21 protein-coding genes and 1 tRNA gene are annotated in these 19,754 nt (G+C 65.0%); 9 read left to right on the top strand and 13 right to left on the bottom strand.

Features of this window, described 5'->3' with window-relative positions; genetic code table 11:
- The first annotated feature begins 256 nt into the window (after positions 1–256).
- Positions 257–1,012: a class I SAM-dependent methyltransferase gene (locus tag ACESMN_RS01740; RefSeq protein ID WP_373051861.1), complete on the top strand. Its 756-nt coding sequence runs from the start codon at positions 257–259 to the stop codon at positions 1,010–1,012.
- A gap of 96 nt (positions 1,013–1,108) precedes the next feature.
- Here ACESMN_RS01740 and ACESMN_RS01735 read toward each other — a convergent pair whose 3' ends face one another.
- Together ACESMN_RS01735 and ACESMN_RS01730 are read right to left on the bottom strand one after the other, a co-directional pair.
- Positions 1,109–1,336, bottom strand: a complete 228-nt coding sequence (locus ACESMN_RS01735; RefSeq protein WP_373051864.1) for a VIT1/CCC1 transporter family protein — start codon at positions 1,334–1,336, stop codon at positions 1,109–1,111.
- A gap of 3 nt (positions 1,337–1,339) precedes the next feature.
- Complete coding sequence (locus ACESMN_RS01730; RefSeq protein WP_373051860.1) at positions 1,340–2,110, bottom strand: SDR family NAD(P)-dependent oxidoreductase; 771 nt, start codon at positions 2,108–2,110, stop codon at positions 1,340–1,342.
- Between the two features lie 390 nt (positions 2,111–2,500).
- Between ACESMN_RS01730 and ACESMN_RS01725 the strand changes: the two genes are divergently transcribed.
- The 4 genes from ACESMN_RS01725 (at position 2,501) to ligD (ACESMN_RS01710) (ending at position 6,291) form a co-directional block, all read left to right on the top strand.
- Positions 2,501–3,346, top strand: a complete 846-nt coding sequence (locus ACESMN_RS01725; RefSeq protein WP_373051859.1) for a ribonuclease HII — start codon at positions 2,501–2,503, stop codon at positions 3,344–3,346.
- A gap of 361 nt (positions 3,347–3,707) precedes the next feature.
- A complete protein-coding gene (locus ACESMN_RS01720; protein ID WP_373051858.1) occupies positions 3,708–4,331 on the top strand; it encodes a DNA polymerase ligase N-terminal domain-containing protein in 624 nt (207 codons plus the stop codon).
- Positions 4,324–5,349 carry a non-homologous end-joining DNA ligase gene (gene ligD, locus ACESMN_RS01715; protein WP_373051857.1) on the top strand — a complete coding sequence of 342 codons (1,026 nt, stop codon included), beginning with the start codon at positions 4,324–4,326 and terminating at the stop codon, positions 5,347–5,349. The genes ACESMN_RS01720 and ligD (ACESMN_RS01715) overlap by 8 nt, the downstream gene beginning before the upstream one ends.
- A gap of 12 nt (positions 5,350–5,361) precedes the next feature.
- Positions 5,362–6,291 (top strand): non-homologous end-joining DNA ligase, encoded by a 930-nt coding sequence (gene ligD / locus ACESMN_RS01710; RefSeq protein WP_373051856.1) that lies wholly within the window; start codon positions 5,362–5,364, stop codon positions 6,289–6,291.
- Between the two features lie 86 nt (positions 6,292–6,377).
- On the opposite strand, the gene ACESMN_RS01705 is transcribed toward ligD (ACESMN_RS01710), so the two are convergent.
- Positions 6,378–7,541 carry an acyl-CoA desaturase gene (locus tag ACESMN_RS01705; protein WP_373051855.1) on the bottom strand — a complete coding sequence of 388 codons (1,164 nt, stop codon included), beginning with the start codon at positions 7,539–7,541 and terminating at the stop codon, positions 6,378–6,380.
- On the opposite strand from ACESMN_RS01705, the gene ACESMN_RS01700 reads away from it, so the two are divergent.
- The 3 genes from ACESMN_RS01700 (at position 7,528) to ilvD (ending at position 10,659) form a co-directional block, all read left to right on the top strand.
- On the top strand, positions 7,528–8,544 hold the full coding sequence (locus ACESMN_RS01700) for an MBL fold metallo-hydrolase (RefSeq protein ID WP_373051854.1): 1,017 nt from the start codon (positions 7,528–7,530) through the stop codon (positions 8,542–8,544). The genes ACESMN_RS01705 and ACESMN_RS01700 overlap by 14 nt on opposite strands.
- A gap of 72 nt (positions 8,545–8,616) precedes the next feature.
- Entirely contained in the window at positions 8,617–8,937 is a 321-nt protein-coding gene (gene hspQ / locus ACESMN_RS01695) for a heat shock protein HspQ (protein WP_373051853.1), read from the top strand.
- A gap of 36 nt (positions 8,938–8,973) precedes the next feature.
- On the top strand, positions 8,974–10,659 hold the full coding sequence (gene ilvD, locus ACESMN_RS01690; RefSeq protein ID WP_373051852.1) for a dihydroxy-acid dehydratase: 1,686 nt from the start codon (positions 8,974–8,976) through the stop codon (positions 10,657–10,659).
- Between the two features lie 48 nt (positions 10,660–10,707).
- Here the strand turns inward: ilvD and ACESMN_RS01685 are convergent, their stop codons facing one another.
- The 10 genes from ACESMN_RS01685 to ACESMN_RS01640 form a co-directional block, all read right to left on the bottom strand.
- Positions 10,708–11,424, bottom strand: a complete 717-nt coding sequence (locus ACESMN_RS01685) for a DUF1461 domain-containing protein (protein WP_373051851.1) — start codon at positions 11,422–11,424, stop codon at positions 10,708–10,710.
- Positions 11,425–11,459: 35 nt separating this feature from the next.
- Positions 11,460–12,416, bottom strand: coding sequence for a transporter (locus ACESMN_RS01680; protein ID WP_373051850.1), 957 nt, complete (start codon positions 12,414–12,416; stop codon positions 11,460–11,462).
- A 466-nt stretch (positions 12,417–12,882) separates the two neighbouring features.
- On the bottom strand, positions 12,883–13,080 hold the full coding sequence (locus tag ACESMN_RS01675) for a hypothetical protein (RefSeq protein WP_373051849.1): 198 nt from the start codon (positions 13,078–13,080) through the stop codon (positions 12,883–12,885).
- A gap of 239 nt (positions 13,081–13,319) precedes the next feature.
- Entirely contained in the window at positions 13,320–14,387 is a 1,068-nt protein-coding gene (modC, locus tag ACESMN_RS01670; protein WP_373051848.1) for a molybdenum ABC transporter ATP-binding protein, read from the bottom strand.
- Positions 14,388–14,400: 13 nt separating this feature from the next.
- Positions 14,401–15,081, bottom strand: a complete 681-nt coding sequence (modB, locus tag ACESMN_RS01665) for a molybdate ABC transporter permease subunit (RefSeq protein ID WP_373051847.1) — start codon at positions 15,079–15,081, stop codon at positions 14,401–14,403.
- A gap of 38 nt (positions 15,082–15,119) precedes the next feature.
- Complete coding sequence (gene modA / locus ACESMN_RS01660) at positions 15,120–15,872, bottom strand: molybdate ABC transporter substrate-binding protein (protein ID WP_373051846.1); 753 nt, start codon at positions 15,870–15,872, stop codon at positions 15,120–15,122.
- A 44-nt stretch (positions 15,873–15,916) separates the two neighbouring features.
- The gene (locus ACESMN_RS01655) at positions 15,917–16,738 is read right to left on the bottom strand and encodes a TOBE domain-containing protein (RefSeq protein ID WP_373051845.1); all 822 of its coding nucleotides are present in this window, start codon (positions 16,736–16,738) and stop codon (positions 15,917–15,919) included.
- 199 nt (positions 16,739–16,937) lie between these two features.
- Entirely contained in the window at positions 16,938–18,239 is a 1,302-nt protein-coding gene (locus tag ACESMN_RS01650) for an MFS transporter (RefSeq protein WP_373051863.1), read from the bottom strand.
- Positions 18,240–18,469: 230 nt separating this feature from the next.
- The gene (locus tag ACESMN_RS01645; protein WP_373051844.1) at positions 18,470–18,706 is read right to left on the bottom strand and encodes a hypothetical protein; all 237 of its coding nucleotides are present in this window, start codon (positions 18,704–18,706) and stop codon (positions 18,470–18,472) included.
- 348 nt (positions 18,707–19,054) lie between these two features.
- A tRNA-Val gene (locus ACESMN_RS01640) sits at positions 19,055–19,131 on the bottom strand.
- Positions 19,132–19,271: 140 nt separating this feature from the next.
- On the opposite strand from ACESMN_RS01640, the gene ACESMN_RS01635 reads away from it, so the two are divergent.
- The gene (locus tag ACESMN_RS01635) at positions 19,272–19,739 is read left to right on the top strand and encodes a DUF2721 domain-containing protein (RefSeq protein WP_373051843.1); all 468 of its coding nucleotides are present in this window, start codon (positions 19,272–19,274) and stop codon (positions 19,737–19,739) included.
- Positions 19,740–19,754 lie beyond the last annotated feature (15 nt).

The following is a 19,754-nucleotide window of genomic DNA, read 5'->3' as shown; positions in this document are numbered from 1 at the left end:
CCAGGAACCCGACCACCCGAAAATGGTTGAAACGAAACCGGACCGCCCTCCCCGGCCTGGGCGCGATCGCCTCGTGACTCCCTGCACGGCAACGACCGCCCCAACTAGGGCAGACGAAAACCAATGGAAGCTGCACAATATCCGGCAGATGGGCGCTCGCAGCCACAAGGGGGCATTGGACCGCTTGCGGGGCGTATTGGAGCCTTGATTTCCGGACCAAGCATGGACCCTGATACGCAACAACGGAGGCCAGCGATTGGAGGAGCTCTCCCTTCTCGTCGATTTGCACCGGGACGGCAAACGCCAGGGGCCCGGCGGCGACGATGACACGCGCCTTGCCATCAGGCTGTCCGATCTGAATGCCGGAACAGGCCTAAGGATTGCCGATATCGGCTGCGGGACCGGCGCCTCCTCATTCGTGCTGGCGAGGGAACTCGACGCCTCGGTGACCGCTGTCGATTTCCTGCCGGACTTCCTCCACGACCTCGATATCGCCGCGGCACGGGAGAACCTCGACGAACGGATCCAGACGCTGGCCGCCACGATGCATGCACTTCCGTTCGAAGAACAATCCTTCGACGCGATCTGGTCGGAAGGCGCCATCTACAACATCGGCTTTGCGAACGGCATCAAGGCCTGGCGTCGCTTTCTGAAGCCGGATGGCATACTGGCCGTGTCCGAGCTGACATGGCTGACGCAAGAGAGGCCTGCCGAACTCGAGCAGCATTGGATCCAGGAATACCCCGAGGTGGATACGGCATCGGCCAAGATGGCGATCCTGGAGGCAAGTGGCTTCTCACCGATTGGATACTTCGCTCTTCAGCAACGATGCTGGCTGGACAACTACTATCGCCCCATGCAGGCCCGCTTCGCAGCGTTCCTGGCGCGCAACGGCAACTCGCAGGCTGCGGCAGCCATCGTGGCAGCAGAAGAACGCGAGATCGCACTCTATGAACGAAACTCGACGTTCGTCAGCTATGGCTATTATGTGGCGAGGAGGACCGCCGACTGAGCCGTAAACAACGGATCGACGGCAGACCCGATGATCCGGGTATAGGTGTGAGCATTTCCGGCGTCCAAGGGCCAAGCCCACCAATCCGTGTCCTGATCACAGGCCCGAGACGTCGGCCACCTGGCGGATGAGCGTGCCCACCAGATAGGCCGGCACCGCGGCTCCGCCGCCCACGGCGAGCGTCTCCGCCCCGGACCGCAGCATCCCCTCTCCCAGCACCCTTCCCTTCAGCAGACCGATGGCCAGGAAGGCGGCGGCCGTCGCGGCAATGCTCGCCATGAAGGCCACGCGGGTGGAGATCCCGGGTATCAGGAACGGTGCCAGCGGTTAGCGGGCGGTGTAGCCGCCATCGATTACCAGTTCACTGCCGGTAACGAACTTCGCCTCATCAGAGGCAAGGTAGACAATGCCGGCAGCAATGTCGTCCGGCTCGCCGACGTGGCCGATCGGGTGCTTCTCGTCGAGTTCACGGCGGAACGCCTCGACGCCTTGGGGTGACTCGCGCCCCAGGGCCTCGACCAGCGGTGTCCAGATATACCCCGGGTGCACCGAGTTCACGCGGATACCCTCCTTGGCATAGAGCAGGGCATCGGTCTTCGTCATCAGCCGCACCGCGCCCTTGGAGGCGTGATAGGGAGGCAGATCGGGCGCGCCAACGATACCGTAGATCGAGGACAGATTGACGATGCTCCCGCCGCCGGCGTTGCGCAAGTGCTTGATCCCGTGCTTGGTGCACAGAAAGACACCGCGCACGTTGACGGCGATGACCTGCTCCCATTCCTCCACCGTGACCTCGTCCGTGCCCTTGTTGACCCCGGAGATACCGGCATTGTTGATCACGACGTTGAGCCTGCCGAATTCATCGGCGACCTCGTCGAAGACCCGTTGTACCTCCTGCTCCTCGGCAACATCGAGATGCCAATAGCGGGCCTTGCCACCGGCGGTTGTGATGCGGTCCACAACCGCCGCGCCCTCTTCGTCCTGCAGGTCGGTCACCGCAACCGCAGCCCCTTCGCGGGCCAGCATCTCGCAAGTGGCGGCGCCGATACCCATTGCGCCTCCCGTTACGATCGCCACCTTGTCTTTCAAACGCGCCATATTCCGCACCTCTCCATTGACTGGTGATTTGTAGCCGTCAGGCTCGACCGGTCAGAATGGCGAGCACCGCGAGCTCATGACCCGCCGATGGCAGCCGGTGAGCACCGGGCCTGCAATGCCCCGTCCTCGAAGCCTTGAGCCGCTGCCGGTGCCGCTGCTGCCATAGTCCTGTCCCTGTCGTCATTGCCCTGATGACCTGACCCTGGAGTATAGAAGGCATGAAGAACCGTTTTGCCGGATCCACCCGTTCCTCGGATGCCTCCATGGGGCCCATTTGGCGGACGCCCTCTCAGGAGCCGATAATCCGCTGAAGCCATGCCTACCCGATCTCCCTTGCCTAACTGGCCGACCCTGAACCTCGAACGCAAGCTCGAGGGAAGGGTCTGTGGGGTGGACGAAGCGGGCTGCGCGCCGCTCGCCGGCCCGGTGGTGGCCGCGGCGGTGGTGCTGCCGCGAGGCGCGAAGCCCCGCCTGCTGCGAGGGTTGACCGACTCCAAGCTCCTTTCGGCCGGCGAGCGGGCCCGGTTCTTTGACATCATCCAACGTATAGCGGACGTCGGCGTCGGTCTGGCGAGCGTCGAAGAGATCGATCGGCATAACATCTTCCACGCGGACATGCTCGCGATGCGACGGGCGGTCGAATCGCTGGAAACCGCCCCCGACATCGCATTGGTGGACGGGCGCGGGGCGCCGTCGGTGGCCTGCGCGGCCATTCCGATCGTCAAGGGGGACCGGCGTTCGCTGTCCATCGCAGCCGCATCCGTGATCGCGAAGGTCGTCCGGGATCGTCTGATGCACGAGCTGGCCGGGCGCTATCCGGGCTATGGCTGGCAGAGCAACGTTGGCTACGGGACGGACGCCCATTACCTGGGGTTGCTGCGCAAAGGGCCCACCGAGCATCACCGACGCAGCTTTGCCCCGCTGACAACCCTCTTCGCGCCGGACGCCCCATCCCTTGCCCGGTTTCGTTTCGAGCCCCTCGCCGGGACGCCCGACCTGCGTGGACTTGAACTCCTGGAGCTGCGCCAGGACCTCCACGCCGTTTTCGACGCGAATGGCTACCATGTCGGCCAGGTCAAGAACCTGCGCAGTCGCTGGACATTCCAGGCGGTCGGATACCGCGATGACCGCGAGCCGGTCCACGGCGCCGGACCGTGCGCCGGCTGCCACGGCGAGCGCATGGAAGCGCCCGACCCACGCCTGTTGCAGCGCCTGATCGGGGCACTGTTCGCCTGAGGGGTCGGTCGCGGCGGGACCATCAGGCCCCGGCCGACGGGTCGGCATCGCCATCAAGTGGTCACAGCAACAGTCAGCGCCACGCGGCCAGCCGCGCCGGAAGGACGTTTGCCTTGCCGCCGCCCCGTCCGGAGCCCTGAAAATCCGCCTCGGTTTCCTATACTCCAGACAGGTGCCCGCTTCAGGACGATGCTTATCCGCGCCCTGTTTCCGTGTTGCATGTCCGCTGCCTGCAACGGCCCGATGGCGGTCCGGAATTCGTGAGGCAGTGCCCGGAACACCGCGCGGCGCCTCGCCTCTCACGCCATCGCGTGCACGACCAGGGCGATTCGGCGGCGGCCAACCCACTGGAGGACACGAGATGTCGAAACTCGAGGAGTACGAGAAGAAACGTGACCTCCGCAAGACGCCGGAACCGCGAGGCGCATCCGGCAGGTTCGACTGGGCCGACAAGCGACCGATCTTCGTGATCCAGGAGCACGATGCGTCCAGCCACCACTATGACTTCCGGCTCGAAGTGGAAGGGGTCCTCAAGTCCTGGTCGGTCCCGAAGGGACCCGCAACCGATCCGGACCAGAAACGTCTCGCCGTACCGACCGAAGACCACCCTCTGGATTACGCCGACTTCGAGGGCATCATCCCCGAGGGCGAATACGGGGCCGGCACGGTGATCGTCTGGGATCGCGGAAGCTATGAGAACCTGAAGGCGGGGAATGCGCAGGAGAACGGCAAGCCCGCCTCTGTCGCCGAGCAGATCGCGGATGGTCACGTGACCGTCCGGCTCGAGGGCCGGAAGATCTCGGGAGGCTATGCGCTGATCCGCACCGGCAGCGGCGACGACCTGCGCTGGCTGCTCGTGAAGATGGACGACAAGGAAGCCGACGCGCGGCGCAATCCCACGTCCACCGAGCCGGAGTCGGTCAAGACGGGGCGGACGCTCGCGGAAGTTCGCAAGGAGGCGCAGGAAAGGGACGACGATGACTGACCTCCTCGGGAACCTGTCGCAGGGGGACCGCGGAAGGGCCGCGGCGAAGTCGATGCCGGACTGGATGGATCCCATGCTCGCGAAGCTGACTCACGACCACTTCAGTGACGAGGACTGGATATACGAACGCAAGCTCGATGGCGAACGCGTCATCGCCTATGTGCATGACAACGGCAGGGTCAGCCTCCTGACGCGCAACCGAAAGAAAGCCAACGACAGCTACCCGGAAGTGCAGGAGGCGCTCGAGAAGCATGCGGCGGCTGGCTGCATCCTCGACGGCGAGATCGTCGCCTTCGGCAGCGACAACATCAGCGACTTCCAGCGCCTGCAGCCGCGCATGCATGCCTCGAGCCGCGAGGAGTCCCGCGCCAGCAACGTCAAGGTCCACTACCACGTGTTCGACTGCCTCTATGCCGGCGGCCACGACATCACCGGGTGCAGCCTTCAGGGACGCAAGAAGGTGCTCAAGGCGGCGGTGGACTGGAACGATCCGATCCGCTGGACGCCATACCGCAAGGCAAAGGGCATGGAGTATTACGAGGAATCCTGCGCCAAGGGGTGGGAAGGCCTGATCGCGAAGGACGCCACAGCCAGGTACGTGCACGGGCGCTCGGGCAAGTGGCTCAAGTTCAAGTGCGTCGCCCAGCAGGAGTTCGTGATTGGCGGCTACACGGAGCCGAAGGGCAGTCGCGTCGGCCTCGGCGCATTACTGCTGGGCTTCTACCGTGACGGAAACCTGGTCTACGCGGGTAAGGTCGGCACGGGCTTCGACGATGAGACCCTCGAAGACCTTCACTCCCGGCTGACGAAGCTCGAGCGAAAGACCTCGCCCTACGACGAGGGTGATCCGGAGAGGAAGGGGGTGCATTTCGTCACGCCGAAGCTCGTTTGCGAGGTGGCGTTCACCGAGTGGACGTCCGGCGAGGGACTTCGCCACCCCCGCTACCAGGGACTCAGGCGCGACAAGAAGGCCCGCGACGTCCGCAAGGAGCCCGAGGGCCAGGCGACGGGGCTTTAGGGGAGACGCGACGTGCGGATCGGCGGGCATGACATCGACATCTCGAGCCGGGACAAGGTCTTCTTCCCCGCCACGGGTCTGACCAAGGGCGACCTCGTCGACTATTACGCGACGGTCGCGGAAACGATGGTCCCCCACATGAAGCGCTACGGCGTAAGCATGGAACGTTACCCGGACGGTATCGATGGCAAGAGCTTCTTCCACAAGGACACGCCGGATTATTTCCCGGACTGGATCGAGACCGTGAACGTGCCCAAGCGCGAGGGCGGGAGCTTCAACGCCCCGATCGTGGACAGCAAGGCGGCGCTGGTCTACCTCGCCGACCAGGCCGTCCTGACCCCGCACCTCTACCTGTCCCGGGCGGTCGATCTCGAGCATCCCGACAAGATGATCTACGACCTCGACCCGCCCGAAGGCATCCAGGACTTCGACGCCGTGCGCCAGGCGGCCCTCGACATCCGCGGTGCCCTCAGGGAGGTCGACCTCGATGCCTGGGTCCAGACGACGGGCTCCAAGGGCTTCCATGTGGTGGTGCCGCTGGACCGCAGCGCGGAATTCGACGAGGTGCGCAAGTTCGCGCACGACGTCGCTCTGCTACTCGTGCGCCGCAACGAGCCGGCCTACACGCTGGAGGCCCGCAAGGCCAAGCGCAGGGGCCGGATCTTCCTGGACACGCTGCGAAACGCCTATGGGTCCAGCGCGGTCTCGCCCTACGGCGTGCGGGCCCGTGAGGGTGCGCCGGTGGCCACGCCGGTCACCTGGGACGAGGTTGCGCAGGGGGTCTCGCCGAGGGACTGGACGATCCAGAGCGTGCCCCGCCGGCTGGCACAGAAAGACGACCCCTGGGCCGACCTGCGGCGCCACGCAAGTTCCGTCACCCGTCGTCGCAAGCAACTCGACAAACTCCTCGAACGGGAGAAACCCGCCGAGGAAGAGGACTGAGTGGCGAGGTTGCCGGGGCGCCCGTCAGCCGACGGGCACCAGTCCCCCATCCAAGCCAGCATCCTGCAAACGACGGTGAAGCCGGATCACCCGGACACGGTGGGCGGCGACAGGCTGGAACGAACCCGATCGTTCAGCTCACCGGCCAGTACATGCAGACGGCGGCGCTGCATCTTCAGACGGTACTCGAGTTCCTTGAACGACGTCCGCAGTTCGGTCTTCAGCCAGCGGTCGTTCATTGCCTCACGGCCTGCCCGGACCTTTTGCGCCTGTACCTCCTGCCACTGGTTCACGGTCTCGCAAAAACGCTGATACTCCCGCTCCAGCGCACCGCGCCAGGTCTCGTGCAATCCGGGGGTCTCCGCGAGACGCTGGAGCCGGCGCAGTTCCACCGCGAGCCGCGCCCTCTGGATCCTGAACGCCGGGGTCCTGCGCCGATCGTAGGCCAGTCCGCACCAGGCACAGAGGTTGATCAGCCACTTCGAGGGGTCGTAATGCCACCACGCCACGCCATTGCGGTAGTCGGCCTGGAAGGCGTGGTGATAGTTGTGATACCCCTCGCCCCAGGTCAGCAACGCGACGGCCGGGTTGTCCACGGCCGTGTTCTCGTCGCTGTACGGGCGGCGGCCCCACAGGTGCGCCAGGGAATTGATGAAGAAGGTGAAGTGGTGGCTCAACGCAAGCCGCAGGGCACCGGCAAGCAGCAGCACGCCCACGACATCTCCCACCATCAGCCCCAGCGCCAGGGGCAGACCCAGATTCATCACCCACACCAGCGTCCAGTAATGCCGGTGCTGCCACATCACGATGGGATCCTTCTCCAGATCCTTCACGCGCGAGTAGTCGGCCTCGGTGGTAGGCCATTCGCGGAGCATCCAGCCGATGTGCGCGTGCCAGAACCCGCTCTTGATCGAATGCGGGTCCCGGGTCACATCATCCACGTAGCGATGATGGACGCGATGCCGCGCCACCCAGTTCAGGATGCTGTTCTGCAGCGCCATGCCACCGAAGATCGCCAACAGCCAGCGCAGCGGCGCCCGGGCCTTGAACGAATGGTGGGCCCAAAGCCGGTGATACCCGACCGTGATGCTCATCCCGGTGAGGACCACGAACAGGGCGAAGAAGGACCAGGCCCAGCCGCTGTAGCCATGCATCAGGCCCCACAGCGGCACGAGGATGAACGCGGCGAAATTGGCCAGCGCGAAGAAGATCACGTTGGACCAGACGATTGGGGGCTTGCTGGAAGGCATTTGGAATCCCTGTTGCATAGATGTGTTGACGGGCCGCTTCGCGACTCTCGGCACTGTGTCATTCCACCATATTTTCCTCGCCCGCGTGCAGACGGCGGTCGCGGGGCCACTCATGCGGGCCAAGGGCCCCGGGCCGGGCCCGGATGGTCAACTGGATCGTGACGACCTCCCCGCATTGCAATCCTCGATCGCCACGTGGAAAGCTGGGTGGAACGTGAAGATCGCTCTGCGGCTTCGCCAGGTCGCCGCCCACGTCACCGGCCATCACGGAATCGCCCGCATGAAACTCACCTTCCTCGGCACCCGCGGCTACATCGATGCCGCTACCGATCGGCACCGCCGCCACACTGCCACGCTGGTGGAATACCGCGGCAGACGGGTGATGATCGACTGTGGTGCGGACTGGCGGGACCGGTTCCAGGAGCACCATCCCCAGGCGATCGTCCTGACCCATGCCCATCCGGATCATGCCTGGGGGCTGAAGAGCGGCACGGCCCGCCCGGTTTACGCCTCCGCGCAGACCTGGGAGGCCATTGCGGATTACCCCCTCGAGGACAGGCACCTCGTCGAGCCGGGAAGGCCCGAGGAAATCCGGGGTATCACCTTCACCCTGTTTCCGGTGGAGCACTCCACGCGTTGTCCGGCCGGCGGTTACCGGATCGAGGCCGGGCGTGTAACGATTTTCTACGTGCCCGACGTGGTCTACATCCACGATCGGCAATCGGCTCTTTCCGGCTGCAAGCTCTATGTCGGCGACGGAGCCACGGTCGAACGATCCCTTGTCCGCAAGCCCGGAGACCGTCTCATCGGCCACACGCCGGTACGCACCCAGCTCACCTGGTGCCAGAAGGAAGGCGTTCCACGCGCCATTTTCACCCATCTTGGTTCCGAAATCGTCAAGGGCGGGGACGAGACCGCGATGGCCAGGATCGGGCCCCTGGCCGAGGAACGGGGCGTCGATGTGCGGCTCGCCTTTGACGGCATGGTGCAAGTGCTTCGCTGAAGACCCTTGCAGTACGAACCCAATTTCCGCATTTTGGTTCCACACCAAACACCAAGTCGGTACGAGGGGATCATGACCACGCGGACGCGCTTCACCGTTGGCGAACTGGTGCACCACACCCGGTTCGATTACCGCGGTGTGATCATCGACGTGGATCCGGTGTACGCGGGATCCGACGAATGGTACGAAAACGTGGCCAGGAGCCGCCCGCCCAAGGACCAGCCCTGGTATCACGTGCTGGTGGACGGGCACACGCACAGCACCTACGTGGCCGAGCGCCACCTGGAACCCGACATGCGGGGCGAGCAGATCGAGCACCCCGCCCTCGGCCAGTTCTTCGACCGGTTCCTGAATGGCCGCTACGTGCGCCGGAACGATCCCGGCGCGCACTGAGCCTCTCATTCGTGAACTGACCGCACCGGGAGCACCATGGCACCGCACAATCGCCGCAGCCGCATCGTGACCGAAGGCCCTCGCCGCAGCCCCAATCGCGCGATGCTGCGCGCGGTCGGTTTCGGCGACGATGACTTCGACAGGCCCATCGTGGGCATCGCCAATGCCCACAGCACCATCACGCCCTGCAATATCGGCATCGGCGCCCTCGCCGACCGTGCCGAGCAGGCCGTGCGCGAGGCCGGCGGGATGCCGCAGGTCTTCGGCACCATCACCATCTCCGACGGTATCTCCATGGGCACCCCCGGGATGAAGTATTCGCTGGTCTCGCGCGAGGTGATCGCTGACGCGATCGAGACCGTGGTGAATGGTCAGAGCATGGACGGCATCCTGGCCACCGGTGGCTGCGACAAGAACATGCCCGGGGCGATGATCGCGCTCGCCCGCATGAATGTCCCCGGCATCTTCGTCTACGGCGGCACCATCAAGCCGGGCCACTACAAGGGACAGGAGCTGACGATCGTCAGCGCCTTCGAGGCGGTCGGGCAACACGCTGCCGGCAAGCTCTCCGACGAGGATCTGCAGGGCGTCGAGCGCAACGCCTGCCCGGGCGCAGGATCCTGTGGCGGCATGTTCACCGCCAACACCATGTCCAGCGCCTTTGAGGCGATGGGCATGAGCCTGCCCGGCTCCTCCACCCAGGCGGCGGAGGATCCCGAGAAGAGCGACTCGGCGGCGCGCTCGGCCGAGGTCCTGCTGGAGGCGATCCACGCCAACCGGCGCCCACGCGACATCATGACCCGCCAGGCATTCGAGAATGCCCTCGCCGTGGTGATGGCGGTTGGCGGCTCCACCAACGCGGTGCTCCACCTGCTGGCCATCGCCCACTCCGCCGGAGTCCCACTGGATATCGACGACGTCGAGCGGATCCGACGCAAGGTCCCCGTGCTTTGCGACCTGAAGCCGTCCGGCCAATACGTGACCACCCGCTTCCATGCGGTGGGCGGCACCCCTCAGGTGATGAAGATCCTCCTCAATGCGGGGCTGCTGCACGGCGACTGCCTGACCATCAGCGGCCAGACCCTGGCCGAGACCCTCGCCGGCGTACCGGATGCACCGCCCCCGAACCAGACCATCATCCGCCCGATCAGCGAGCCGCTCTACGCCGAGGGGCACCTGGCCGTGCTCAAGGGCAATCTTGCCTCGGAGGGTGCGGTCGCCAAGATCACCGGCCTCAAGCGCACCGCGATATCCGGCCCGGCGCGCTGCTTCGACTCCGAAGAGGCCTGCCTGGACGCCATCCTTGCAGGCGAGATCCGGGCCGGCGACATCGTGGTCATCCGCTACGAGGGCCCGCGCGGCGGCCCGGGCATGCGCGAGATGCTGGCCCCCACGGCCGCCATCATCGGAGCCGGCCTTGGCGATTCCGTCGGCCTGATCACCGACGGGCGTTTCTCCGGGGGCACCTACGGCATGGTCGTCGGGCATGTGGCACCCGAGGCGGCCCGTGGTGGTGCGATTGCCCTGGTCCGGGATGGCGACACGGTCGAGATCGACGCCAGCGAGAATCGGCTCTGGCTGCACGTCGACGACAACGAACTGGAACGCCGCCGCTCTGCCTGGGAGCCTCCGGCGCCGCGCTTCGACCGCGGGATCCTGGGCAAGTATGCCCGCACCGTGGGTTCGGCCAGCCGCGGCGCGGTCACCGACGACTTTTCCTGACCGCCTGCGCGAGCCTGGGATAATGGCCTGGTTGTGGCGCAAGGAAGGTCAGGCTCTTCCGCCGACGCACCACGTCACCGTGCGTTGGCAGGCGCCGTAGATCAGCATGAACAGCAGCACCGACGGCACTGCCCAGGCCACGGCGATGGCACCGAAGAGGTTCGGCGCCTGCATCAGCGTGGTCATCAGCGAATCCTGGTAGTAGAAGAACCACTGCTCGCCCGCCGGGAACGCCCACTCGTGCAGCAGATAGAACAGGCGCTTCGGACCGAGGAGGAACACCAGCAGGGTGGTCCCGGCCGCCACCAGCAACAGGGTCGGCGCCACCACGCGCAGAGAGGCCAGCGGCACCCCTCCGGCGCAGCGCGACCACAGGATCAGGGGCAGCAGGAGCATCAGCCCCCAGCTGAGCCAGTCGAAGCCCGTGAACAGCCGCGCCACGGACTTCAGATGGATGATCTCGGCCTCGTGCAACATCGCGACGCTGCGCCCGTCCGGCAAGCTGTACTCAATCGCATCCAGGCCCTGGCCGCCGTCGTGGATCGCCATTCGGATCTCGCGGAACAGCGCCCGGTGCTGAGCCGCATCCGTTTGCTCGAAGCCTTCCCGGAAGCGGTTCTGCGATCCGTAGTATTCGATGGTCTGTTCGATGTCGAGGAGGTGATAAAAGACCGGGTACCCGTAATCGAGATGCCGCAGCGCCAGGCCGGAGAGCCACAGGCTGGTGACCAGCACGGCCAGCACCAGGGCACTGGCGGTGAACACGCGCAGCGCCGGCCCCCAATGCCACGTGTCGCGCTTCACAGGCGCCAGAACATCTGCAGCCAGAACCTGTCGCCCTCCGCCCTGTTGCGGGCACCGGTTTCACGCTGCCACTTGCCGACGATGCCCCAGCCATCGCCCCGGTAGGCCACCTGCGGACCAATGGCGAAGACCCGCAGCCGCCGACCGTCCTCCGCGACCTGTTCGCCCCGGAGTTTGTCGTCGGTCAATTGATACTGGACGTAGCCGTTGACGCCCGCCAGCCAACGCGAACCGAAGCGCCGGTTCAGCGAATAATCCGCTCCCGACTCGACCCCGGAACGGTACCGCGTGTCCGGATTTCTGGCATTCACGGTGAGATTAACGCGCAGATTGGCGTCAAAGTGCTCTGCGAACGGGCGCGTCAGGGAATAGTAGAATGTCCCGGCAAAATGGTTGCGGCCGGGGTTGAATGCCCGAGTGGTGGAATAAGCGCCCGTCGGCAGGGTCAGATCGAGCCCCGCAATCACGTGCGAGTGGGGACGTTTCCAGCCCAGCATGATGCCCGTCGTGGTATCACCAAGCCCCCGCCGACCGTCGCCGAACGGCCCAACCTCCAGATCGCCATCGATGAACGGCTGTGCCAGCAGCCATGCCGGCCTGCCGCCAAGGATCTGCGTATCGAGGACCCCGAGATAGCGCAGCGTGTGCGCCCGCACGTCCAGCTGAAAATCCGGGACGGCATCACGGCCGTCGCCATCCACTGCGCGATCCGCCGTGTAGTAGAGGTTGTACAGATAGAGATGGTGTCCCGGCGGCGGCAGCACACCGGTTGCGACGGTGTTGAGTCCATACGGATAGACGCTGCCACCGCCTTCTGTCGCACCGGCCGAGGTAAAGGGCGCCAGTCCGATCACGAGCCCGAGCAGAAACCGACGGCGCGCCCGTCCCAGGACCCGGAGCAGAACCGTCAGGCCGGCAGCGGCAATCACGAGGTCCCGCCAAATGGACAGCAACCAGCCGATCCAACCGCAATCGCCAGCCACACCACCGGAATGACCAGCAGAAGCGCTACCGGTACGACAGCCACGGCAGGCACGATTGATCCGCCGGGCCTGTCGGCCGCACCCGCGCCTCGGGGCGGCAGGCTCCCGAGGCGCAGCAATGCCTGCAAGCCAGACAGCGTGACAACCAGTGGCGCCGCGAACTGGACCGGCGCGGAGTGCTGCGGGTGGAAGGCAATGGCTGTCGACGCCCAGGCCAACGCGAGCATCACGCCGATCACCCGGCCGGACGGTGGCGTGGGCCGCACCACGGCGACCCACTAAACCAGAACCGAGGTTCGCCGCCCCAGGCCAACGAAGCCAGAGCGCCGCCGAGCCAACGCGCACCGCCTCCGAGGCCCCCGAGCACCCTCCTGCGCATGCAACCCAATCCGCCTTTTCGAGTCATCACCGCATCCTGCCATACCCGGGTACCGCATCACATCTTACGCGGGCCAGGCTCGCCACCAAACACCATCACCGCGAGCCACAACAGCAGCATCATCACAGGAATCATCAAACCTGCCAACAGCGCCTTCCGATCCCGAAGCCCCTGTCGCCGGCTCCTTATCAACATTGACACGGTCAACAGGATCAACAGCGCACCCAAAACAATCAGGGGAAGCTTTGTGCTCATCAGTCAATCACCGCTGACCTGCGCTCTATCAGGGGAGACCCAAATGGCCACGACAAATGGTCTCGATATCGCGCCGCCAAAACACCTCATCGAGTTATTGTCAAATCTGTAGACTCGGTCATGGCGTAGCCTTCCTTTTGTTGGCTGTGATCTTGCGAGACCAGCCAGCAGGATACGCCACCCTTCCTACCCCCCCGTACACCAGATCTGAGGTTAACTCCGGAAGAGCACACCCGGGATTAGGTAATCGCGACGCTCTTTACCAGCGCATACACATCGGTCCCGGGCTGCAGCGCCAGGTGTGCGAGGGAGCGTCTGGTGATACGCGACAGCAGGGTCGAATCCCCGACAGCGAGGCGGACGAGCACGTGCCCGGGATGGGGGTCGTCCGATACGTCCAGGACTCGCGCGGGAACGCAGTTGAGGACGCTCGAATCCCGGGGCCGTGTCAGGTGGATCGCGACATCGCGCGCCATGATGCGCACGCGCACTCGTACGGAACGCTGAAGATGCTCCCGCGAGACCACGAGCTTGCCCCCGTCGAATTCGAGTTCGGTCAGGTGATGCCGGTCGTCGTGACCGGTCACGCGTGCCTCGATCACGGCCGCCGCTCCCTCCGCGTGCGCGAGCGGCAGGTCTCTGCGGGTGATCAACTCGCGCAACGCGCCCTCGGCACGGACGGCCCCGTCTTCCATGAACAGCATGTGGTCCGCCAACCGGGACACCTCGTCGATCGCGTGGCTCACATAGAGGACGGGAACGGAGAGTTCGTCATGCAGGCGTTCGAGATACGGCAGGATCTCGGCCTTGCTGATCGCGTCCAGCGCAGCAAGCGGCTCGTCCATCAACAGCACGCGCGGACTGGTGAGCAGGGCCCGGCCCATGGCCACGCGCTGGCGTTGTCCGCCCGAGATCTCGGTGACCCGGCGTTGCAACAGCGTTTCCAGGCCCAGCAGTCTCGTGACTTCCTCGGGCTGTACAACCCGTTCCGCCGCTGGGATCCGCCGGTAGCCGTAGCGCAGGTTGCCCTCTACGGACAGGTGCGGAAACAGCTGTCCCTCCTGAAACACGTATCCCAGGGGGCGCTGGTGCGCCGGGGTGAACCGGTCTGCGTCCTGCCAGGTCTCCCCGTTGACCACCAGGCGGCCGCGGACCGAGCGTTCGAGCCCTGCCACACATCGCAACAGCGTGGTCTTGCCGCAGCCGGAGCGTCCGAACAGGGCCGTCACACCGCGCCCAGGGACCTCGGTGTCAATCGTCAGGCGGAAGCCGGGCCGCTCCAGGTCAAGCCGCAGTTCGATCGTCAAAGTGGGGCCTTCCTCACGGCATCACCATCTTGATACGCCCATTGATCGCATAGAGGACGAACAGCATCAGGAACGAGAGCGCGAGCAGCAATCCCGAGAGCACATGGGCGGATGCATAGTCGACCGCTTCAACATGGTCGTAGATCGCGATGGACACGACCTGGGTTTCCCCAGGAATATTCCCCCCGATCATCAGCACGACCCCGAACTCTCCGACCGTGTGGGCGAAACCCAGCGTGATCGCGGTGAGCAAGCCACGCCGCGACAGCGGGATCACCACCGTGAAGAAGCGGTCCCAGGGTCCGGCCCGCAGGCAGGCGGCAGCCTCCAGGGCTCCGGTGCCGATGCCCGCGAATGCGTTCTGCAACGGTTGCACCACGAACGGCAGCGAGTAGACCACCGAACCGATCACCAGGCCCGTGAACGTGAATGCCAGCGAAGGGCCTCCCAGCGCCTGGATCGGCCCCTGCGAGCCCAGCAGGATCAGGATGTAGAAACCGATGACCGTCGGCGGCAGCACCAGGGGAAGGGCCACGACCGACTCCACCGCCAGCTTGAAGCGCGACCGCGTGCGCGCCAGCCAGAGGGCGAGCGGCGTTCCCAGGATCAGCAGAACCACCGTCGTCACCGCGGCCAGTTTCAGCGTGAGCCACAGGGCGGCCATGTCCTGCGGACTGATCCACTGGTGCAGCATGCCCGCGGATGCCTATCGAACGAGATCCTGGGTGACCCTCACAGACGATAGCCGTCCGCTTCGATCACCGCGTGCGCCGCGTCACTGGTTCGGACCCAATCCAGAAACGCACGCGCGGCCTCCGGATTTCGCGCAGCGGCGAGGAGCACCACCTCCTGCACGATCGGCGGATAGCTGTCGGCTTCCGGAATCCAACGCGACCCGGCGGCATCCTTCTGACGTTCGTGTGTGATGACCTGGGACAGAGCCACCAACCCGACCTCTGCGTTCCCCGTGGTGACGAAACTGAAGGCCTGACCGATGCTCTGCCCGGTCACGAGCCGGCCCGGCCCGGGATCAATGCCGAGTGCTTTCATCACTGCCTCGGCCGCGGCACCATAGGGGGCCACCCGCGGATTGGCGATCGCGAGGTGACCATAGTCCCCGCTCTTCAGAAACGCTGCGCCGTCTTCCGGGACCACTGCGGGATCCGGACTCCACAGCGCCAATACCCCTTCGGCATAGACGAAGCGGCTGTCGGCCACCGCATGGCCGCTCGCGACCAGATCCCCGGTCCGCTGATCATCGGCAGAGAAGAAGATGTCGAAGGGGGCCCCCTGACTGATCTGGGCGAAGTGCTTTCCCGATGAGCCGCTGCTGATCGCGAAAGGGACCCCGTTCTCCGGGGCGTAGGCCTCCGCAAGACGTTCCAGCGTCGCGGTGAAGTTGGCGGCAACGGCAATCCGCAATTCGGTGGCAGCCGCCGGCGCGGTCGCCAGCAGAAGCATGCAGGCAAGAATCAGACGTCTCATCTCCGGGTTGCTCCGTCAGGGAAGGTGGGTGTCTTCGAGACGATTCAGTCAGAGACGGCGAGGATCACGTGCGGGGCCTTGACCAGCGCGCAGGCGCGCCCACCCTCCTCAAGCCACCCCTCGTTCACCGCGTCCATGGTCACGATGGACGTGAGTGTCCGCCCGGCGGAGAGGTCAAGCTTAACCTCGGCGTTCACTGCCCCCGGCTGGATCCGGCTCACGGTTCCACAGAGCCGGTTGCGGGCGCTGTAGCGCATCCCGTCGACCGCCTCCGCCTCGCACAGGATCACGAAGGAGGCCTTGATCAGCACCTGCACCTCGCGCCCCATCCGCAGCAGGTCCAGGGAATGCGCCGCCTCGTGCGTGATCACGGCAGAGATCTCGATGCCGTCACCGATATCGACGGTGATCACGTCGTTGACGGCCCCCTCGGTGAAGCGGACAACCCTGCCCTGAAACTGGTTGCGTGCCGACGTACGCATGGTCAATCTCCGCATGAAGTTCCAGCCGTCGGGGGCATCCTTCCGGCCCAGGCGTTCCAGGTTCTGACGCATCAGGTCCATGAAGCGCTGGTACTCATGTTCCGCAGCCCGGTACTGGCGAATCACCCGTTTTCCGTACTCGGTCAGCCGCGTGCCGCCGCCGTGCCGGCCGCCGACCTGCCGGATCAGCAGGGGCTCGTCCGCAAGGTTGTTCATTGCGTCGATCGAGTCCCAGGCGGCCTTGTAGCTCATGCCCATCGCGCGGGCGGCCGCCGAGATCGAGCCCGTGGCCTCGACCTGCTCCAGCAGCTCGATGCGTCCCAGCCCCAGGAAGCCCTTGCCCTCCACATTCAGCCAAAACCGGCCATCGACGTGTGTCTTCACGATGTGTCCCTCTGAGCTGAGTCGTTATATAGCGCGGAATATAACGGTAAGCAAGCGACCGCCTTGGTTTCCGGTTTCCGTGGAAAGGGAACACGTGGAAAGGGGACAGATTTATGAGTCTGTTCCCGGAACCCTCTTATGACGCTCCCGGGGAAGGCTGCAAGGAGATGCGTGTGCTGTCCCCGGAAATACCTGCCCTTCAATGCGCCCGAGCGGGAAGACGGACCCGCAGGGTGGCGACGAAGGCGGCAAGGAAGAGCAGCAGGCAGAACAGGATCGCATTCGCCAGTCCCAGCCAGAGTTGCAGCAGGCCGATTCCCATCAGGCCGAAGATCGCCGCGCCCTTGGTGGCCAGTCCCCAGAAGCCGAACCAGCGTCCGGCCTCGCTCCCCGGCACCATCAACGCCACCAGCACGCGTCCAGCCGATTGCGCCGAACCCAGGCACAGCCCCGCCATGGCCCCAACCCCCAGAAAGACCTGCTGGGGTTGAATCGGCCGCTGCAGCAATCCGGTCAGCTGCTCCGACAGCCAGGGCGTCAGAAACAGGCCGAGCACCGCGAGCGCCCAGCACACGAGCGTAAACCGGAAGATGCGCAACGGCCCCGCGCGGTCCTGCAGCCACCCGAAGGCCAGCGCACCGATCGCGGCAGTCACTTGCGTCACGATGAACATCGCGACACGGGTCGACTCGTCCCAGCGAATGACCTGCGAACCGTAGATGAAGGTGAACGAGATCACGATGTAGATCCCGGCCATCATGAAGAACACGGAGATGAACAGGTCCCGCAGGTCGGGACGCTGCCGAAGCGTGGCCAGGCTTCGGCCAACGCGGCGTAACCCCATGGTCAGCTGGAGACGGCCCTGAACCGCGCGTCGGGGCCCGCGTTCCCGGAGCAGGCTAAAGGTGGGAAGCGCGGCCACCAGAAAAAACGCCGCGGCCAGCGGCCCGACCCACCGGATTCGTTCGAAATTGTCGGCCGACACGTCCCCCAGTAGCGCCAGTGCGAAGGCCGTCGCGATCAGCCCGCCAACATAGCCGAGCGCCCATCCGAACCCCGAGATCCAGCCCAGGCGTTCCGGGGGACCGAGATCGGGCAGAAAACTCGCAATAAAGGTCTCGCCGAGCGCGTATCCGAAATTGGAGATCACGATCAGCACCATGCCGAGCACGATCAGGCCCGGCTCGACGAGGTACAGAGCCGCCGTCGTGAACACCGTCAACAGCCAGGAGACGAGAAGGAAACGCTTGCGGGAACGGGTGGCGTCCATCACCGAACCCGCCACCGGAGCCGCGATCAGGACCATCAGATAGCTGACCGCAAGGGCCAGGCTCCACAGCAGATTGCCGAGACGATAGTCCGGCGCGTCAGCGACGATGACCCGCGTGAACAGGTCGCCGAAGACGACGGTGATGATCAGGAGCGTGTAGGCCTGGTTCGCGAAATCGAACATCGCCCAGCCGAACACCTCGCGCTTACGCACCTGCTTTACGACGCTAATGGATCGCTCCTGATTCTGGTGACTCGGCCCGAACGCCCGGAAGGGCCATTGGAGATCACCGCGAATCAACGCGGTGCACCCGGATCGTCACGGTCGGCGACTGTCGCTGATAGCGGGCAAGTCGATGCCGCCCGTACGTAACGTGCGTGTCGGACGGTGGGCGGTCATCGATGGCTTATCCCGGTGGCCGGTGCGCTGTGCGGACGCCGATCACGGGTCTGCGGAACGGTCTACTTGGTCAGGGCGTCCAGTGCCTTTTGCTTGTCGACCGATTCCACCGCCTGCTGCGTGTCGACCGACTCGTAGGCCTTCTTTACGTCCTGCTTCATGACCGCTTCGGTCGCCTTTTGCTGGTCCACCGACTCAATGGCCTTGCCCTGGTCCACGGCTTCGTTGAGCTGGCCGAAGTCCACGGCGACGACGGTGTTCGCGGTCATAAGCAAAAGAAGAAACAACAATATGCGCATCGGAGGCTTCCTCTGATCAGGTTTGTCAAGCGAGGGAAGCATAAACCGCTTTGTCGCGCTGCGCGAGTCCGGTTTCCGAGCTTTCGTTTCCCGGGACAGGACACCGATATCCGTGTCTGCGGTGCTCGCCACGCACCTTCGCGTGGTTCCGCTCCCCGGGAATGAACCCGGCGCCATCCGGGCCGTTGCTCACCTTCTGATGACCCCGCAGAGCACTCGGGCGGCGGAGAAACGGGTGTACTGTCCCCCTCAAACACGCGTATTGGCTGCACGGCACACCATGCTGTGCCCAGAAAAGAAAACAGCCGCCTGCGTTTTGCGCCAAGCGGCTGTTTTTTCATCTTTATTTGGTAGGCGCGATTGGACTCGAACCAACGACCCCCACCATGTCAAGGTGGTGCTCTAACCAGCTGAGCTACGCGCCTGTCGCGTTCGGAGCGCGTATTGTACCGGCTTATCAAGGGGTGTCAAAAGGAATTCAAGCGATTGAAACTCGGTACGTGCGCAGGGATGCTACGCAAGGCTCAACCCCGCCCTGCTCCTCCCCGGTAACAGGCCATTGCGCATGCAGACCCTCCCCTCGATCATGGACATCTCCCAGGCCATCCAGTTGTCCGTCGCGCCCGTCTTCCTTTTGGTCGGCATCGCGGGGTTCATCAACGCCTTCGTCTCGCGGCTCTCGCGGGTGGTGGATCGCAGCCGCCATCTCGAGGAAGTGCTCCGCGATGCCGATGGCGAGGTCCGGGAGCGTGCCCTGCGCGAACTCTGCATACTCGATCGCCGAGCGCGGCTCGTCTACGTCGGGATCACGCTGGGAATCGCCACTGCGCTGCTGGTCTGCGTCCTGATCGTCACGATGTTCGTGGAGGCCTTGCTCGGAGCCAGTCACGCGATCCTGATCGGCGGCCTGTTCATCGCAGCAATGTTCTTCCTGATCGGGACGCTGGCCTCCTTCCTGCGCGAGGTCTTCCTGGCCATCACCAGCCTTACCGTCGGGCGCTCACGGAAGCTCGGCGTCGACCCCGAGAGCTGAACGGACGCAAGAACG

It is taken from the genome of Thioalkalivibrio sp., from assembly GCF_041690275.1.
Lineage (GTDB): Bacteria > Pseudomonadota > Gammaproteobacteria > Ectothiorhodospirales > Ectothiorhodospiraceae > Thioalkalivibrio.
Note: the sequence above shows the minus strand (reverse complement) of the source record. Positions and strands in the feature narration are given on the sequence as shown.

Excerpts from the sequence above, each read along its gene's own strand:
- ACESMN_RS01720 (WP_373051858.1), top strand. The coding sequence starts at position 3,708 with ATGTCGAAACTCGAGGAGTACGAGAAGAAACGTGACCTCCGCAAGACG.
- ACESMN_RS01730 (WP_373051860.1), bottom strand. The coding sequence starts at position 2,110 with ATGGCGCGTTTGAAAGACAAGGTGGCGATCGTAACGGGAGGCGCAATG.
- ilvD (WP_373051852.1), top strand. The coding sequence starts at position 8,974 with ATGGCACCGCACAATCGCCGCAGCCGCATCGTGACCGAAGGCCCTCGC.
- modA (WP_373051846.1), bottom strand. The coding sequence starts at position 15,872 with ATGAGACGTCTGATTCTTGCCTGCATGCTTCTGCTGGCGACCGCGCCG.
- ligD (WP_373051857.1), top strand. The coding sequence starts at position 4,324 with ATGACTGACCTCCTCGGGAACCTGTCGCAGGGGGACCGCGGAAGGGCC.
- ACESMN_RS01675 (WP_373051849.1), bottom strand. The coding sequence starts at position 13,080 with ATGAGCACAAAGCTTCCCCTGATTGTTTTGGGTGCGCTGTTGATCCTG.
- ACESMN_RS01705 (WP_373051855.1), bottom strand. The coding sequence starts at position 7,541 with ATGCCTTCCAGCAAGCCCCCAATCGTCTGGTCCAACGTGATCTTCTTC.
- modB (WP_373051847.1), bottom strand. The coding sequence starts at position 15,081 with ATGCTGCACCAGTGGATCAGTCCGCAGGACATGGCCGCCCTGTGGCTC.
- hspQ (WP_373051853.1), top strand. The coding sequence starts at position 8,617 with ATGACCACGCGGACGCGCTTCACCGTTGGCGAACTGGTGCACCACACC.
- ACESMN_RS01645 (WP_373051844.1), bottom strand. The coding sequence starts at position 18,706 with ATGCGCATATTGTTGTTTCTTCTTTTGCTTATGACCGCGAACACCGTC.
- ACESMN_RS01635 (WP_373051843.1), top strand. The coding sequence starts at position 19,272 with ATGCAGACCCTCCCCTCGATCATGGACATCTCCCAGGCCATCCAGTTG.